At 68.6% G+C, this 15336-nt stretch carries 6 protein-coding genes; 3 read left to right on the forward strand and 3 right to left on the reverse strand.

Translation table 11 applies throughout. The features are described 5' to 3' along the window. Positions 1-157: 157 nt before the first annotated feature. The 3 genes from LBC97_09245 to LBC97_09255 all read right to left on the reverse strand — a co-directional run bounded on the left by LBC97_09245 (position 158) and on the right by LBC97_09255 (position 9616). On the reverse strand, positions 158-3907 hold the full coding sequence (locus LBC97_09245; protein ID MDR2566219.1) for a pentapeptide repeat-containing protein: 3750 nt from the start codon (positions 3905-3907) through the stop codon (positions 158-160). Positions 3908-4310: 403 nt separating this feature from the next. Then, positions 4311-4907, reverse strand: coding sequence for a toll/interleukin-1 receptor domain-containing protein (locus LBC97_09250; GenBank protein ID MDR2566220.1), 597 nt, complete (start codon positions 4905-4907; stop codon positions 4311-4313). Between the two features lie 1025 nt (positions 4908-5932). Continuing rightward, on the reverse strand, positions 5933-9616 hold the full coding sequence (locus tag LBC97_09255) for a hypothetical protein (protein MDR2566221.1): 3684 nt from the start codon (positions 9614-9616) through the stop codon (positions 5933-5935). A 320-nt stretch (positions 9617-9936) separates the two neighbouring features. Between LBC97_09255 and LBC97_09260 the strand changes: the two genes are divergently transcribed. The 3 genes from LBC97_09260 to LBC97_09270 are packed head-to-tail and all read left to right on the forward strand — an operon-like array spanning position 9937 to position 14614. Continuing rightward, positions 9937-11157 (forward strand): MoxR family ATPase, encoded by a 1221-nt coding sequence (locus LBC97_09260; GenBank protein MDR2566222.1) that lies wholly within the window; start codon positions 9937-9939, stop codon positions 11155-11157. Continuing rightward, positions 11157-12389 (forward strand): DUF58 domain-containing protein, encoded by a 1233-nt coding sequence (locus LBC97_09265; GenBank protein ID MDR2566223.1) that lies wholly within the window; start codon positions 11157-11159, stop codon positions 12387-12389. The genes LBC97_09260 and LBC97_09265 overlap by 1 nt, the downstream gene beginning before the upstream one ends. Beyond that, positions 12386-14614, forward strand: coding sequence for a DUF3488 and transglutaminase-like domain-containing protein (locus LBC97_09270; GenBank protein ID MDR2566224.1), 2229 nt, complete (start codon positions 12386-12388; stop codon positions 14612-14614). Before LBC97_09265 ends, LBC97_09270 begins: the two co-directional genes overlap by 4 nt. Positions 14615-15336: the final 722 nt, after the last annotated feature.

A 15336-nucleotide genomic window follows, 5' to 3' on the forward strand; every position in this document is an offset into this window, starting at 1 on the left:
CCGCGCTCAAGGCCTGACCAGTCGTAAACCAGAGTCCTGGCGGCCAGCCACATGTCAAAGCGCCTCGACGGCTCAACGTATGACGGCGAATCCACTCGATCCCTAAACAACGCGACCAACTCGGCCCTCGCGGTCTGGGCGAACCACCGCCATGTGCTCATCTTCGCTCGACCGGCTCCGGGTCCGGGGCCACAGGCAGCGGCCCGAAGTACTCGGCAGGAAGGTTACGCCCGTATGGATGATCCGCGTCAGCAGGTGCGAGCCAGGCCAGGTACTCCCAGGCTCCCTCGCTGCACAGAGTCAGGTTGCCGTCGGAATCCCATACGGAGTAGTTGTCTCGTTGAAAACGCTGTATGCGGCGAATCTCTTGGCCGGTGGCGGGGTCCCAGAGCCGGACCGTATCGTCGTCGCCGCCGGTGGCGAGGGCGGTCCCGTCGGGGGACCACGCCACCGCCCGGACCCAATCGGTGTGGCCTTTGAGGACGGCGGTGGTTTGGCCGGTGGCGGGGTCCCAGAGCCGGACCGTATCGTCGTCGCCGCCGGTGGCGAGGGCGGTCCCGTCGGGGGACCACGCCACCGCCCGGACCCAATTGGTGTGGCCTTTGAGGACGGCGGTGGTTTGGCCGGTGGCGGGGTCCCAGAGCCGGACCGTATCGTCGTAGCCGCCGGCGGCGAGGGAGGTACCGTCGGGGGACCACGCCACCGCGTCGACCGGGCCGGTGTGGCCACCGATGTCGAGCCTGCCAGAGGTGGCGCCGTACTGTGGCACCGTTCGGCCTGGGTGAACCAGAACAACCGACGGGTCACCCGGCAGCGATGCAGGAGCGCTGACGCAGTCAATCCAGTGACTGTCGCGCAAGCTTGAACCAGTTAGTGAGGTGGCACGGAGATTGGCACGGCGGACGACCGCGCCGACGAGGTCGGCGCGGTCAAAGTTGGCGTTCTCAAGCGAACACTCGAGAAGATGAGCGCGGCGGAGGCGGGCGGCCGTAAAGCCCACGCGGGATAGGTCGCAGTCGACCAGGCGGGCGTCCGTTAGGTCCGCGCCGCTCAGGTTGGCCCCGCTGAGGTCCAGTGGACCCAGTTCAAGCTGCTCTCCGCGTAGGTTAACGCCCTGGAGGTTGATGCCGCGCAGCGAAGGCTCGGGATACTCGTGGGTTCGCGCGCGTAGTGCGTAACGGAGGATCAGAGTGTTGACCTGTGCCTGGGGCATCCGTACCCAACGTTCCAAGGTTGCGAGGAGTTCCAGGTGGTCTTCCGCAGTGACGAGCGACTGGCCCAGGAAGTCCAAGGTTTCCGCGCTGGGGCATGGCATCTCCCAGGCCGACGGATTGTCACTGCGCAGATTGGTAACCAAGTGCTCGGACAGGAAAAACTCTTGCAGTGACGTGTGAGCGAACCGGAATACCCCCTTGTCCGGGCCTAGATCGACACGGCGCAGGAAAGTTGTGTTGCGCAGGTCTTCTTCTAGTAGATCGGGGTTCAAGTGGCCGTATCGACGCTTGAGGCGGGGTTGCTGTTCCAGCCATTCGTGGAGCCAGTCCTCAAGAGCGAGGGCGGGGAGCTGTGCTTCTTCAGCGGATGCGGAGCCCCTCCCGGAAGTGGCTTCGAGCCACAAGTGGGCGGCCAGCGCGGCCGCGAGGGCGAGTTTGTCTTCGCGCCGCTTGATGTGGTGTTTGCCTTGGTCGCGATCAAACCATTGGTTGGCCATCATGCGGTACAGCGTGCTGCCGTAGATCGGATCTCCTTGGGCGCGGGCTTTCTCGATCTCGGGAATCTGGTCGGCGACGAATCTGAGCGCGACTGGGCGGTGAGCCAACTCCGACAGATTGTGGACGGAGTTGATGGTGTCCAGAACGCGTTCGGCGTCGGACTCCGGCAGAACGGCGCGCAAGTACCTGGTCACTTGTTCGTCGGTGAATGGGAGTAGGAGCATCGACTCGAAGGCTTCGCTGGTCTTCTCGCCTCGCTCCTCGCCCGTGAAATGGTTCCGTTCGTCTCGCAGGGTTCGGAAATATTGGGTCCTTGACGAAATCAGGACCTTAGGCCTTGACGGACCATCACGGCCATCGGCTGGCACTAGCGATAGAAGACGGCGGGTGAATTCCGTTCCGTCGGCCTCGCTCAGTTTTACCAATGCCTCATCCAGGCCGTCAAAGATGATGAGCGCGCCTGCGCCGATCCAACTGCGGATCTGCTCGACTGAGCACAGGTCCAAATTGCCGTTGTGGCGCCAGCCTGCTTGGGCGCATTCGGCCATCACCTCATCGACTGTCGGCACTCGGTCGCGCAGCGCTGTGACATGGCGCAGATCGAAGTGCAGCGGCACCGGCCACGATTGGTCGGCCGAGCGGCGCTCAAGGATCTCTCTGGCCAGGCGCTGGCAGGAGATGGTCTTTCCCATGCCATATTCGCCGAGCAACACAAGACAACTGCGGCCTTCTGGGTCATGCGCCCAGTCCAACAGGGCTTGGAAGGCATTCGAACCCTGTGCGATCGCGCGTTCCTGTTGGGCGGGTGCGGCGTCCTTGGCAAGAGACCTGCGTGAGCCGTCCGGATTGTCGATCAGTTCCCGGATGCTATCCAGGTCCTTGAACCAGGGCGGCGGAAGGGGCGTTTCTGGGCGTGTCTTGATGAGCAATCCCGATCGCTCGACGGGCAGCGGTTCTTCGGATTCCCGACCCTCGACTTCCCAGCCACCCGCGTGGATGGCCGCATGGACCACCAAGGCGGCGTTGGCGGCGGCGCTCTCTTGGTCGCGGTCCTTGGTCGCAGTACCCTTCCGGCCGTCCCCCCAGTCGCAGATGGCCTTCACAACGATCCAAGGCACGCCGTCCTCGCGGGCCGGAAGCGAAAGGCCGCTTCCCTCCATCTCCCCGCCGATCACGTTTCCGTACAGCTTCTTGAGGCTTTCGCGGTAGTCGAGGTTGTCCACGAGTGGGCTGCCTGAGACCAGACGGCCGAAGTGGACCCGAGGCCACCCCAGTCCGGCCTGCGGGCCATTGAGTCGGCTCTGGTCAAGAGCGTAGATTCGCCGAAGCAACGATGGCGTCGCGTCGCGGCAGGTCCCGCGCGGGGTGAGGGTCCCGTTCGCGTTGATCCTTTGTAGGTCATAACCCTGGATGTCGCGGCTCACCAACACGTCGCCCATTCTCTGCTTCGCCGGGTTCATCCCGAACGCTATGCCGACGCCGATCAGGGCACGGGGCTTGAAGAGGCCGCATACGCGGTGGGCCGTGGCTTGCGTCTCTTCCTCGCCTTGGCGGCTGATCACCTGGATGACCTTGACGCCGCCATGCTCGCCCAAGTCGTAGTACGGCAAGTCGTCCTTGAACCGCAGTTCCGCACGCGGGGCGAACCTATCGCGCACCGCCTTGGTCTCGTGCTCGTTGAATGTCACCAGCACAATCGGCGTGTTCAGCAGCAAACCGGGCGGCCGCTCGGCCAGGGCACCAGGCGCGACTGCCGCCAAGTCCGGCGTGTTTGGTTGGGGTGCCGCTTCGTCGGGACCTTCGAACCACAGCAAACCGGGCGGCCGCTCTACCAGGGCACCAGGCGCGATTGCCGCCAAGTCCGGCGTGTTTGGTTGGGGCGCCACTTCGTCGGGACCTTCGAACCACACAAAGCGCTTGCCTGCGCCCGCTTTCTTGTTCTCCGTGATGCGCGCCACCAGGGGGAGGCCTGCCTCTCGAGCGGCGTCGTTGATTGCCTTGAGCAGCCTCTGCAACGCGTTGTTGGCGCTGTTGGTCTTCACCAGCGGCCACAGCTTCTTGTGGAGCGTGGCCACTACGACCCGGCCGTCCTGTCCCAGAAGCTCCACTAAGACTGTGGCCGCGTCCTCTGCGCTGCCCAGCGGCAGTTTCTTCAGTGCCTTGTGTACCGCATATTGCGACAAGACAGTGGCCACTGTGACTCCTTTCGACCGACAGCGGTGAACGTGCCGACAAGGCCCGAAACCTACACAAGAACAGCAGAAAAACGACAAAGAGCAGAAGCGGAACCGGGCATATCGGCAATCGGAACACTCAAGAAACGGAATACGCCAATTCCGCAGCTGCCATCGCGACCTGCGCCCAAGATGAAGCGGGAATACGGCTGTCCATTTCGAAGGATCGCTCGCGGGGTTTGGGCGCCGCAGAATCGACCAGCTTCTGCGCGCGGGCCTACGCTCATCAGGAGGATAGGCCGCATACCGTCTGCTGACACCACCAACTGCGGGGAGAGTGGTCGTAGCCGTGCCGTAGGCGCGGGTTTGCCCAAGAAGCCATGCGAACGGCGCGAGCTCATTCGGAGGTTCGCCCTTGAACTCTTCACAAGCGTAGTCCCTTTGAGGCACACTTTCGCCGAGTCCTCGGCGTTCCGATGCCCAGAGGAGGGCGATCCGAGTTTCCCAGAAGACCGCTCCTGACCGCTTCAACTGTCTCATCCATGGTTCGATGAACTACGCAAAGAGTGTCCATCAGCGGTGTGGGCAAATCGGCTTCGGTCAATCCACCAAGGAGGACAGGGATGATTCTGAATTCTTCGCTTAGACTTCTTGAGATGGCAACGTTGAGTTCTTTTCGGACCCAAGGTTTGCAGATGCTCGCCTCGGACAGCAAAGCAACCAGAGCCCCCGCAGGTTGGATGCCATGAACGAAAACCCCCTCGATCAACGAGTCCCCGGGTACCAACTCCCATTCGTCGAGCCAAACGTTAACGCCCGTGCGACGCAGTGCAGTCGCGAGCTCCCGTGCAAAGGATTTGTCCTCTGACGCATGGCAGAGGAATGGTCCAGCCGCTTCACCTTGACTTCCGCCAGACGGCTGCTGCCTGCCGACGGCAAGGTGTCGGGCGTCGTCACGGGGAAGACGTTCGTCTTGAGTGCGCGGTGCCGCTACTTCCAGTTGAACAGTCAAGATTGACATGCATATGGCCATTCCGGTGGGCGCGGTAACCTCAGCGACCACTTCTGCAGCCGGAAATCCCACGGCAACTCGCGCCTCTCCGCCTCGAGCCGCCGCATAGCTGGTCGGCAGTTCGGACAGTAGCCCGTCCGGTCCACGCTCCCGGTTCTCCCAGCCTTCCAGTCGGACCCGGCCAGCGGCCGGAGCCCGTTTGCTGCCCAACTGCCCTTCTTTCGACGGTCTATTGGATGGATGATTGGGCAAGTGCGCGGCCATCATGATCCCTTCCTTAGTCTTGTTGCGCGCAACGCTACCATGATTGAGCCCAGGGCGCAATGCAATACACAGGGAATGAGAGGGAACGAGGTTGTTGCCGAGTGTTCCTACAGGTGAAACGGGGAAACGACAAGGTGCAATAGCTCACCCAGTGTCGACCTCGTTGCTCCTGAAGCAGAGGTTTGCGTCCGCGAGCCGGAAGGGTCTCGACACCGCTGAGCACGGCAGCGGCTTCCGGCCTGGAAAGCGCTGGCTCAAAGCCCTCCGCAGCGTTCGACCGAAGGGATCGGGCTCAGGGCGCTGAAATACGCCATGGAGACGGTATCGAGGTTGTCATCCGGGAAGCTCAGTTCGACCGCCACGGGCAACCCGCAGCCGACACCGTAGATCCACGCCGGCTCCTCCGGGTGGCGGGCTTGTCACTTGACCCCTGAGGAGTAGACCTCGGACAGCCCCACGGCCTGTGCGGGACCCAAGTGCGCAAGTCCGTGTCCTACAGGTCCGGCAAGTAGTGGGCCAACCATCGCGCGGCCAACCAGCCGCGAGTCACGACGCTCTGATGGCTCAACCGAGGATTTCGGATTCGGCTGGGCCCTGACCAAGAGGTGGAAATCGATCGTGAGGAACTGGCCGAGCCCTCGCCGCTCAGCCACTCGCGCCCCTCAGCCTACCGCCGCAGAGCGGTGCCCATGGGCGCGTCCAGAATGGGCCGGGACGAAAATGGGGGCGGTACCTATTTCCGCCGGAAATAGGTACCGTCCCCATTTTCGTTAGCGGGGGGTTGGGTCCGCGAAGGCTAGTTTGGCGATTTCTCGGGCCTCCGCGTCTGGTTCCATGAAGACCGGGGCGGTCCAGGAGTAGCGGACGCGCCAGCCTGTGGATTCCAGGATTGAAGGCCAGAAGCGGATCTTAGCTCTCAGGGACGCCTCGGCCATGAAGGCCCTGTCGTCCGTCATGACGGCCACGACCTCGCGGGCCGGGCCCGGATCCGGGCGGACGGCCAGTTTGATCCAGGGGCCCTGCTCCGGGCCGTAGTTGGCGGTGACGTGGGTGCCGCGGCGCTCCACGCGCCGGGCCAGGTCCGCGAACAAGGCGTCGGAGACCTGCGGGCCGGAGAGCGGCAAAGCCTTGGGGTGCGCGGCGGCCGTGAGCACGTCCTTGAACAGGTGCGGGCCGGCGCCCTTCAGGCGGTCGTCGTCCAAGTCCTCCGGGGCAAGGGAACTCACCACCGTGAGGCGCCGCCGGCCGGCCAGCAGCGCGTCGGTCAGCAAAACCGCGCCGAAATCGCCCGCCAAAAGCCCGAATTGGTACATCACCGCGCCGCGCGGCGACTTGGCCAGACCCGGAGCGAAGATGACCGCGTCCCGGCTGGCCCCGACGGCCTGGTCCACCGGCGCGACCAGCAACGGCTCCAGCCCGGTCTGCGCCAACGCGCGCGTGAGGAGTTGGTTCCCGGCCTTCGCCGCATGCTCCAACGCCGCCCGGACTCGGACGGCGTGTTCGGGGGTGGCGGTGAAGACCGCCAGCGACTCGGCGGGCCAGCGGGTCAAGTGCGCGTCCACCAAGGCCACAGCCGCCTCGACCTCCGCCGTCGGGGCGTCAATCCGGTCGATCCGGCTGGCGCTGCCGCTCGCCTGCCCGTTGCCGGGCACATGCGTCCAGGTGATGCGCGGCTCGTGGCCCCGGTTCGGCAACGCCGGCCCCAGAGTCGAATACCCCTGCGCCTCGAGCAGCGACGTGACCCGCAGATCGCGGGCGTTCGCGGATGCGGGCAGCGCCACGTGCGGCAGGAACTCGGCGGCGGCGCCGGTCAGCGTCAAATTGGTGGTCCGGGAGGCGTCCCCAATGATCAGGGCCTGTTTCCCCCGCGCCAAAGCGGAGGCGGCCTGGGCGGGCGTCAAGGAATCGGCCCCGTCCACAATCACCAGGTCGACCGGCGGCGAACCCAGCTCCCGCAGCGGCAAGGCCTGCGGCACCATCACCGGGCCGGCCAAAATGCACGGCCGCGCGGCCAGGCCCACATCCGGCGCCTGCGCCAAAGCCGCCCGCAACGACGTGCCCGGCTCCAAATGCGACAGCTTGAACAACTGCGCCGGGTACGCCTCCGCCGCGCGGTCGCGGGCCGCGACGGCGGCCGCCCTGATGGGCAGCGGCTTGGTGGCGGTGTGCGCAATGTCCAACTCGCGGTAGGAGTCAACCAGCGCGGTCAGCGTCTGCCCGCCCATCGCAGACAGGGACGGGTTGTCCGCCAGCGCGTGCGTCAGCACGGAAGACCACCACGCGAAGTCGACTTCCTGCACAACGGCGGAGGTCAACGCCTCCGCCTCGACCCCGGTCCCGCCCAGCTCCGGCCCCGCCTGACGCGCCAGCAGGTCCTCCAGCAGCGGCCCCAACCCCGCCGCGCGCAAAGACGCGGCCAACTGGTTCAACTCCGGCACAAAGTCCATCGAGTCGCGGTCCACATGCAGCTGGTTCAAAAGCTCCGTCAGCTCGGTGAACTCAAGCTCCGCCAGCGGCGTGTGCCCGTCCGCCAATGCCTGGTCCAAGCCCGCGATGTCCTCCCGGACCGCCTCATACTCCGCCTCGATCTGCGGCATTCCGACGGGCAGCTTGGGCCACGGCACGGTGGGAGACCAGCTCATCCAAATGTTCCGCTGCTCCTCGACCTGCACCAGCGCGCCATGCAAGTCCTCGACCTGCAAACCCGGCCGCACCAGGTCCCGCGCCTGGCGCCGCAGCCGCCGCCGAGTCCGCCGCGACTGCTCCACCCCGTTCGCCGTCCGCCATTCCGGCGTGGCCGTCGCCGCCACCATGTCACCGGGCGAGCGTTCGAAAATCTCCGGAATGAACTGGTCAAGTGCCTGGCGCACGCCGCGCAGCATGCCCAGTTGCTCGCCCCAGCCCGCCAAAGTGGTCGATTCGTTCAAGCCGGTCCGGCTTGTGACCTCCCGCATGTGCGCTATGGTCCGCGACAGCGACCCGCCCCGCAGCCGGTCCAGCCGGTCCAGCAGGGCCGCCGCCGTCTCCGCGTCCGGGGCCTTGGCGTTCAGCCACGCCGTCACCTCCGGGGTCAGCTTGAACATCCCCAGTTCGGTGGCGCGCCGCAGGTTCGCCTTCGCGGCCGCCCGCGCCTCGGCGTTCAACGCCGCCACCGCCGGGCGCTCAAGTTCGCAGGCCGTCCGCGTGTCCGGCGAGTCCTCCGTGATCTGCGCCAACGCCTGCAACGCGTCGAACGGGCTGACCGCGAGCCCCGGCAGCGGGTCGTGCAAGTCCCCCAGGTAGTTGGCGATTTGGTCCGCCCTGTCCGCCAGGGCAGTCCGAATTTGCCCGATGCCGTCCGGGTCCACCACCGGAGCCCCCACCTGCAGCCCCGCAACCAGGTGAACCAGCGACTTCTCGCGCCAGTCGGTGCTCGGCTCCAGGTCCAACAGGCACTCGCCCAGGCCGAAGGCCCGAAGCGTCTTGGCCACGGCGCGCTTCGCCCCGGCCACCCCGGAAACGTACAAGACGCTGCGGCCGGACCCGACGGCATCGGCCGCGATGGCCGCGACGGTCGCCGCGACGGGGGCGCCGGCGGGCGCGTCCACCAAAGCCGAGACGCCGGCCGCCGCCACGTCGAGCACGTGCATTTGGGAAACGTTCAAGTCGCCCACGCCGCGCTCGTGGTCCGGGGGCCGGTCGAAGGCGACCACCGGCGGCAGCGGCTGGCGGGCCAACTGCGAGCGGGACTCCAAGTCGCCCGCCAGGGCGGCCACGACCGGCTGGCTCATCAAAATGGGCCGCGACTCCTCCAAGTCCGCCGCGAGGACCTTGCCGGGGTGCTGGAACACGCCCACGATCAGCTTGTTCCGGACCCGGAAGTCCTCGAACACGGCCTGGCCCATCGCGGAGATGGCGTCCAGAACGGGCGCGGGATTAAAGGACGTCCCGGCCATAGCGTCCCTGGCCATGGCCGCCGGGTCCAGGGGAATCCCCAAGTCGGCCAGGGTCCGGGTGAGCTCCGGGTTGATCTCCAGGGTTGGCTCCAACTCCAGTTCCATGCCGTGGCGCCCCTCCGCCAGGACAATGGGGCGCAGCATGACCGGCACGCGCCGGGGCACGGCGGCGCCCGTCTCCGGGTCGGATTGCGTCCACAGCGCAATGCCCAATCCCAGGTGGGTGGGCGGCAAGCCGTAGGCGCTGGCGTGCTGGTCGGCTTTGGCCTTGAGTGCCTGCGCGGCGGCGGACGCCTTGACGTAGGCCGCCTTGTCGCGGACCAGCGAACTCAGCGCCGTGGTCCGCCCCGCGTACAGTTGGGCAATCCCGGATGGGTGCGCCAGGGTCAAATCAAGGACCACATTGCCCAGCGCGGCGATGTCCACCTCCGCGCTGGTGCCGCCAAGTTGGCCCAGTTCATCATTCCAAGCCGCGAATGTTTGTCCTAAGTGCGCGGCGCGCAGGTCGCTTGCGGTCACGGGACGCGGACCAGTCGGCGCCGGGGCCTCAGGTTGGCGTTTGCGACCGGCTAAAGCGAACAAGGCAGGCCTCACCCGCACCACGCTAGGCTGTTTTCGGCCCCAAGGGTGGGAGATCCGACGGCGATGCCGCGCATACGGACCCCGACCCCCGTCCAGTCCCAGCAGCCGGCCAGCACGCGCGCAGGCGGGTCCCGCCGCCGCGACGGCCTAGACTATCCAGGTGGTGACGCCGACCGGGCGCGGCTCTGATTCGTCCGGCAAGGCGACTAGCCAACCAAGGGCGGAACCAGCCACGCGATCGGCCCAAAAGGAGAGAAATGGACCCGAGCCAACTGCCTGCCTTCCCACCGGGCAGTTCCGGGGTGGCGGGTGGCGGCCGCCACGCGGTCGCCCCGGCCAGCGCCGTCCCGGCCGCCGCGCCCCCGGCTCCGGCCCCGGCCCCGGTGCCAGGTTCCCTTCCGGCCCGCGTCGCCCCGGCGAACGCCGGCGCCCGTGCCGCAAGCGCCCCGCCGGCCCCTCCCGCGCCTACTCCTGCGCCGCCGCCTCCGCAGCGCCAACCGGCCGCGGGTGGCCAGACGCTGACCCCTGAAGCCGTCGCGCAGGGCGCCCAGGCGATCGCCGCCAACATGGCGCGGGTCATCACCGGCAAGCAAGAGGCCATCGAGTTGACGGTGACCATGTTCCTGGCGCACGGCCACGTCCTGATTGAAGACGTGCCCGGAGTAGGCAAGACCATGCTGGCCAAGTCCCTGGCCGCCTCTGTGGGCGCGTCCGTCAAACGGATCCAGTTCACCCCGGACCTGCTGCCCTCAGACGTGACCGGCTCGCCCATCTTCAACCAGGCCACCCGGCAGTTCGAGTTCGAGGCGGGCCCGGTGTTCGCCAACATTGTCATAGCGGACGAGATCAACCGCGCCTCCCCCCGCACCCAGTCCGCCCTGCTCGAATGCATGGAGGAGGGCCAGGTCACCGTGGAGGGCACCACCTACGCGCTGCCCAGCCCGTTCCACGTTGTGGCGACCCAGAACCCAATCGACATGGAGGGCACGCACGCCCTGCTTGAGGCCCAGCGCGACCGTTTCATGGCCCGGATCGGCCTGGGCTATCCGGACGAGGAAGCCGAGCACGTCATGGTGCGCGCCCGCGACCTGGAAGAGCCCATCGCGGCGATCCGGCCGGTGGCCTCGCTCGCCGCGGTCGCGCGGATGATGGACGCCTGCCGCCGCACCTATGTGGCCGAGCCGGTCAGCCGGTACGCCGTCGCCTTGACCAGGGCCACCCGCCACAGCCCCGCCCTGACCCTGGGGGCCTCCCCGCGCGCCGCCGTTCACTTGCTGACCGCCGCCAAAGCCCTGGCCGCCGTCCAAGGGCGCGGCTACGTCATTCCCGATGACGTCCAGAGCCTCGCCGTCCCCGTCCTGGCCCACCGGGTCATGCCGGTGGCGCCCGCGCGCGGCGCGGAGGCGATCACCCAGGCCGCCGGGATAATCCGCGACTGCATGGCCACGGTGCCGGTGCCGATCGCCGCCGAGCGCTAATGACCGCGAAGCGGCGCCTGAAACCGACCGGTCGCGGGCTGTGCTTGGCGTTGGCGGGGCTGGCGTTCCTGGCGCTCGCCTTCGTCTTTGAGCGCTCCGACGCGCTGATGGCCGGGGTCATCCTGATCAGCGCGTTGGCGGCCAGTTGGGTTTGCGCCCGTTTCGCCCGGCCGCCGGCCGCCTTTGTGCGGAGCGTGACCTCCGGGACGCTGGCGCCTGGCTCCCGCGTGGAGGTCCGCCTCACCCCGGTGCCGTCCAGCGGATTCGTGCCCGCGCCGGACTGCGTCCGCGACCGCACGCCCTGGTTGGAGGCGGAACTGGCCCCCGATCCGACCGGCACTTCGCTGGGGTACGCTTTCGCGGCCGCCCGGCGGGGCGTGTACCAGGTCGGCCCCGCGCAGATCGCCGTCCCAAGCCCGCTTGGCCTCTTCGCCGTCACGTACCTGACCGCCCCGTCCGCAGAGGTCCTGGTCGCCCCCAAGCTGGTCGACGTGGACGTGACAATGCCGGACGCCGAATCCGACATCCCGCAACCCCGCACGCAAGTCGGTGCCGAACGGGTGACCGAACCGGCCGCCGTCCGCGACTACCAGTCCGGCGACCCCCGCCGCCTGGTCCACTGGAAGGCGACCGCCCGGCGCGACCGTCTGATGGTTCGCGAGGTGGTGTTGCGGGGCCTCCCCCAGACATGGGTGCTGGTGGACAACGCCGCCCCCGCCGCAGATGACGGCGAAGCCGCCTTGTCCCTGGCCGCCTCGGTCGCGTTGAGGCTGCTCCGCGCCGGCCACACCGTGCACTTGACCTACCTGGACGCCTCGCGCGGCCCGGACCTGCGGCTTGAACCGGCCGGCGGATCGGCCCCGCTCCTAGCCGCCTTCGCGCGGATTCAACTGGCGACCCCGGATGAGGGCGCGGCCCGGACAAACGGGCGCGGCCGCGGGGCGGCCCAAGCAAGCCGACCGCATTCGGGCGGGGGCGCCCCCCCGGACGCGGCGGGCCCCGCCGCTGAGGTCCCGTCCCTTAGCCGGAGGCTGTTAGCCGACCTGGGAGCGCGCGGCGCCGTGGCCCCCGTCTACGGGGCATTCGCCCAGGCGGACGCCAGCGTCATGGCGGAACTGGGTCGGCTCGCGGCGGTGGCCCGGCCCGGCCAGCTCTGGTTGACGGGGGAGGCGCTGGCCCAGGCGGCCGATCCGCTCCGCACGCAAGGCTGGACGGTGGTGGGAGCCGGATGAACAGGGTCCGTCCAGGCGCGCTGGGCGCCGCCGTGCTCCTGTACCTGTCGCTGGCGGTGCCGGTGACCCACCTGATCCAAGGCTCGAACTGGTTCGGGTGGTACGTCGGATTCGGCTTCATGGTCTTCGCGGTGGGCCTGATAGGCCGGTCGCTTGGCCTGGCCAACGGCCTGGTCGGCGTGATCCAGGCCGCGTTGGTGCCTCCCGCCCTGACGGCCGCCTTCGCGGCGGATGTGGCCTGGGCCTGGGTCATCCCGAACGTGCGGGTCTGGGATCGGTTCACCGACTTGGGCGCGGACCTGGGCCGCGCGTTCTTGCTGGAGGCCAGCCCGCTGGCGGCCGGCGAATGGATCTTCGCCTTTGTGGCGCTCAGCGGCGCGGCGCTCGCCTGGGTCTTCGACTGGTACGTCTTCACGGTCCGGGCACCCGCTGCCACCGGGCTGTTCGCGGCCCTGGTCGGGGTGGTGGCGGTGGCGTTCGTCCATCCTGGTCTGCCGCTCACCACCTTTGTGCCCATGACTCTCGCGTATCTGCTGCTGTTGGTGGTCACCGCCACGGGCGCGCGTCCGCGCCTGGCCGGGGCGGCCATCGTGGCCGGAGCCGTGGCGCTGGGTCTGGCCGCGGGGCAGGTGACGCCGGGGCTCGGCATCGGCGGCTTTGTCCACGGCCGCGACCGCGGCGACGTCCACATTGGCGGCGACAACCCGCTGGTCGACTTGGGGAACGACCTGCGGGCCAGCCCCAGCACGGAGGCGCTGCGCTATGTCTCCTCGGTTGGGCCGGTCTATCTCCGGCTGACCTCGCTGGCCCGGTTCGACGGCACCACCTGGCTGCGCCGACCCGCCGAACAGCGCTTCTACACGCCCGGCGGGGACGACTTCCCGCCCGTGCCCGGCAGCGACGAGGCGTTGGCCGGGTCTGAGGCCGTGATCGGCGTTGAGATCGTCGACCTCAACTCGGACTGGCTGCCCGTGCCTTACCAGCCGATCGGCCTTCAAGGCGTGGGCTGGCCGCTGCGGGTCGACGCGGACGATTTGACCATGTCCTTCATGGAGGGACGGACCGAGGACCAGTCCTACTCCGTGCGGGCCTGGCGGCCGGATCCCGCCTCGGACCAGGCGCGGGCGCTGGCCGCCCAGCCCTTGACCCCCCAACAGCTCGCGCAGCTTGAGCCCGCCACCGCGGTGCCGGAGGACCTGCCCGCCATCATTGGCGAAACCGCCCGGGACGTGGTCGCGGATGTGGGCGAGGACCCGTTGGCGCGGGGGCTCGCCCTGGAGGACTACTTCCGGCACTCCGGCTTTGTCTACTCGATGTCCACGCCCGCGCGCGAGGGCTACGACGGGGATTCGGGGGACGTCGTGGCGCGGTTCTTGGAGGTCAAATCCGGTTACTGCGTCCACTTCGCCGCGGCCATGACGTTGATGGCGCGGGATCTGGGCATTCCCGCCCGCGTCGCGATCGGCTACCTGCCGGGCAATCCCGTGTCCAAGAACGGGGACGCCGTCCAGTACTCCGTCGCCGCCGACCGCTTGCACGCCTGGCCCGAGTTGTACATCCCCGGCTCCGGCTGGGTTGGCTTCGAGCCGACCGTGTCCCGGGGGGTCGCCTCCGGCTACCAATCCGCCGCGCCGTCCGCCCCCGCGTCGCCGTCGGCCGGCCCCGTCTCGCCCCCGCCTTCAGCGTCCGCCTCGCCTTCGCCCAGCCCCTCCGCCTCACGCCTTCCGTCGCCCTCCGCCAGTTCGGGTCCCGGCCCCGCCTCCGATCCCGCCCCCCGCGCCCCGCTCACTTGGCAGGTTTGGAGCGCCGGAGCGGGCGCCGTGCTGCTCGCGGCCGCCGCCGCGCCGGGGCTGTGGCGGATGGCCCTCCGGCGGCGTCGGCTGCGCGGCGGGTTGGCCTCGCTGTGGACCGAGGTGGTCGCCACGGCGGTCGACTTCGGCATGACGGCGCCGCCTTCCCGCACGCCCGCGGCGGTGGCCAGTTCGTTGGCCTCGTGGCTGGACGATCACGGCGAGTCCCCGGCCGCCCGCTCGGCCGAGCGCCTCCAAGACGCCCTCGAGCTGACGGTCTACGCCCCGCCGCCCGCCGCCGCGCGCCCGAACGCCGAGAGTCTTCACGACGCGCGGTCCGTCCTTCGGGGCCTGCGCCGCCCCCAGCCGCGCCGCACCCGCCTGGCGGCCTGGTGGTTCCCGCGCTCCACCCGCCGCCGCCCCCGAACCCGCTAACCGGCCGCCGCTTGTCCGTTTCTCCCCGAAGCGGCGGTTTTCGGCTTGCTTTGGGGAGTTCCGGACAGGTCCCCGTACGCGGCCCGACCCGGCCGGTCCGGTGACCTGGGATGATGCCGTGGGCCGGGTCGGCGGCGTCGGCGGCGGTTGTCCGTTTCTCCCCGAAGCGGCGGTTTTCGGCTTGCTTCGGGGAGTTCCGGACAGGCCCCCGGTCGGGCGCGGAACGGTCAGGTCCGCTGACCTGCGCCGATGCCGTGTGGCCGGTTGGCGGCGTCGGCGGCGGTTGTCCGTTTCTCCCCGAAGCGGCGGCTTTTGGCTTGCTTTGGGGAGTTCCGGACAGGGCCCCTTACGCGGCCCGACCCGGCCGGTCCGCTGACCTGCGCCGATGCCGTGGGGTGGGTTGGCGGCGTCGGCGGCGGTTGTCCGTTTCTCCCCGAAGCGGCGGGTTTTGGCTTGCTTAGGGGAGTTCCGGACAGGGCCGCTTGCGCGCCCGGACCTGGCCGGTCCGCTGACCTGGGACTTTGCCGTGTGGCGGGGTGGCGGCGCCGGCGGCGGTTGTCCGTTTCTCCCCGAAGCGGCGGGGGTTGGCTTGCTTTGGGGAGTTCCGGACAGGTCCCCTTGTGCGCCCGGACCTGGCCGGTCCGCTGACCTGGGACTTTGCCGTGTGGCGGGTGGGCGGCATCGGCGGCGGATGTCCGTATCTCCCCGAAGCGGCGGGTGTG

This window comes from Bifidobacteriaceae bacterium, from assembly GCA_031281585.1.
Lineage (GTDB): Bacteria > Actinomycetota > Actinomycetes > Actinomycetales > WQXJ01 > JAIRTF01.

Excerpts from the sequence above, each read along its gene's own strand:
- LBC97_09250 (MDR2566220.1), bottom strand. The coding sequence starts at position 4,907 with ATGTCAATCTTGACTGTTCAACTGGAAGTAGCGGCACCGCGCACTCAA.
- LBC97_09260 (MDR2566222.1), top strand. The coding sequence starts at position 9,937 with ATGGACCCGAGCCAACTGCCTGCCTTCCCACCGGGCAGTTCCGGGGTG.
- LBC97_09265 (MDR2566223.1), top strand. The coding sequence starts at position 11,157 with ATGACCGCGAAGCGGCGCCTGAAACCGACCGGTCGCGGGCTGTGCTTG.
- LBC97_09270 (MDR2566224.1), top strand. The coding sequence starts at position 12,386 with ATGAACAGGGTCCGTCCAGGCGCGCTGGGCGCCGCCGTGCTCCTGTAC.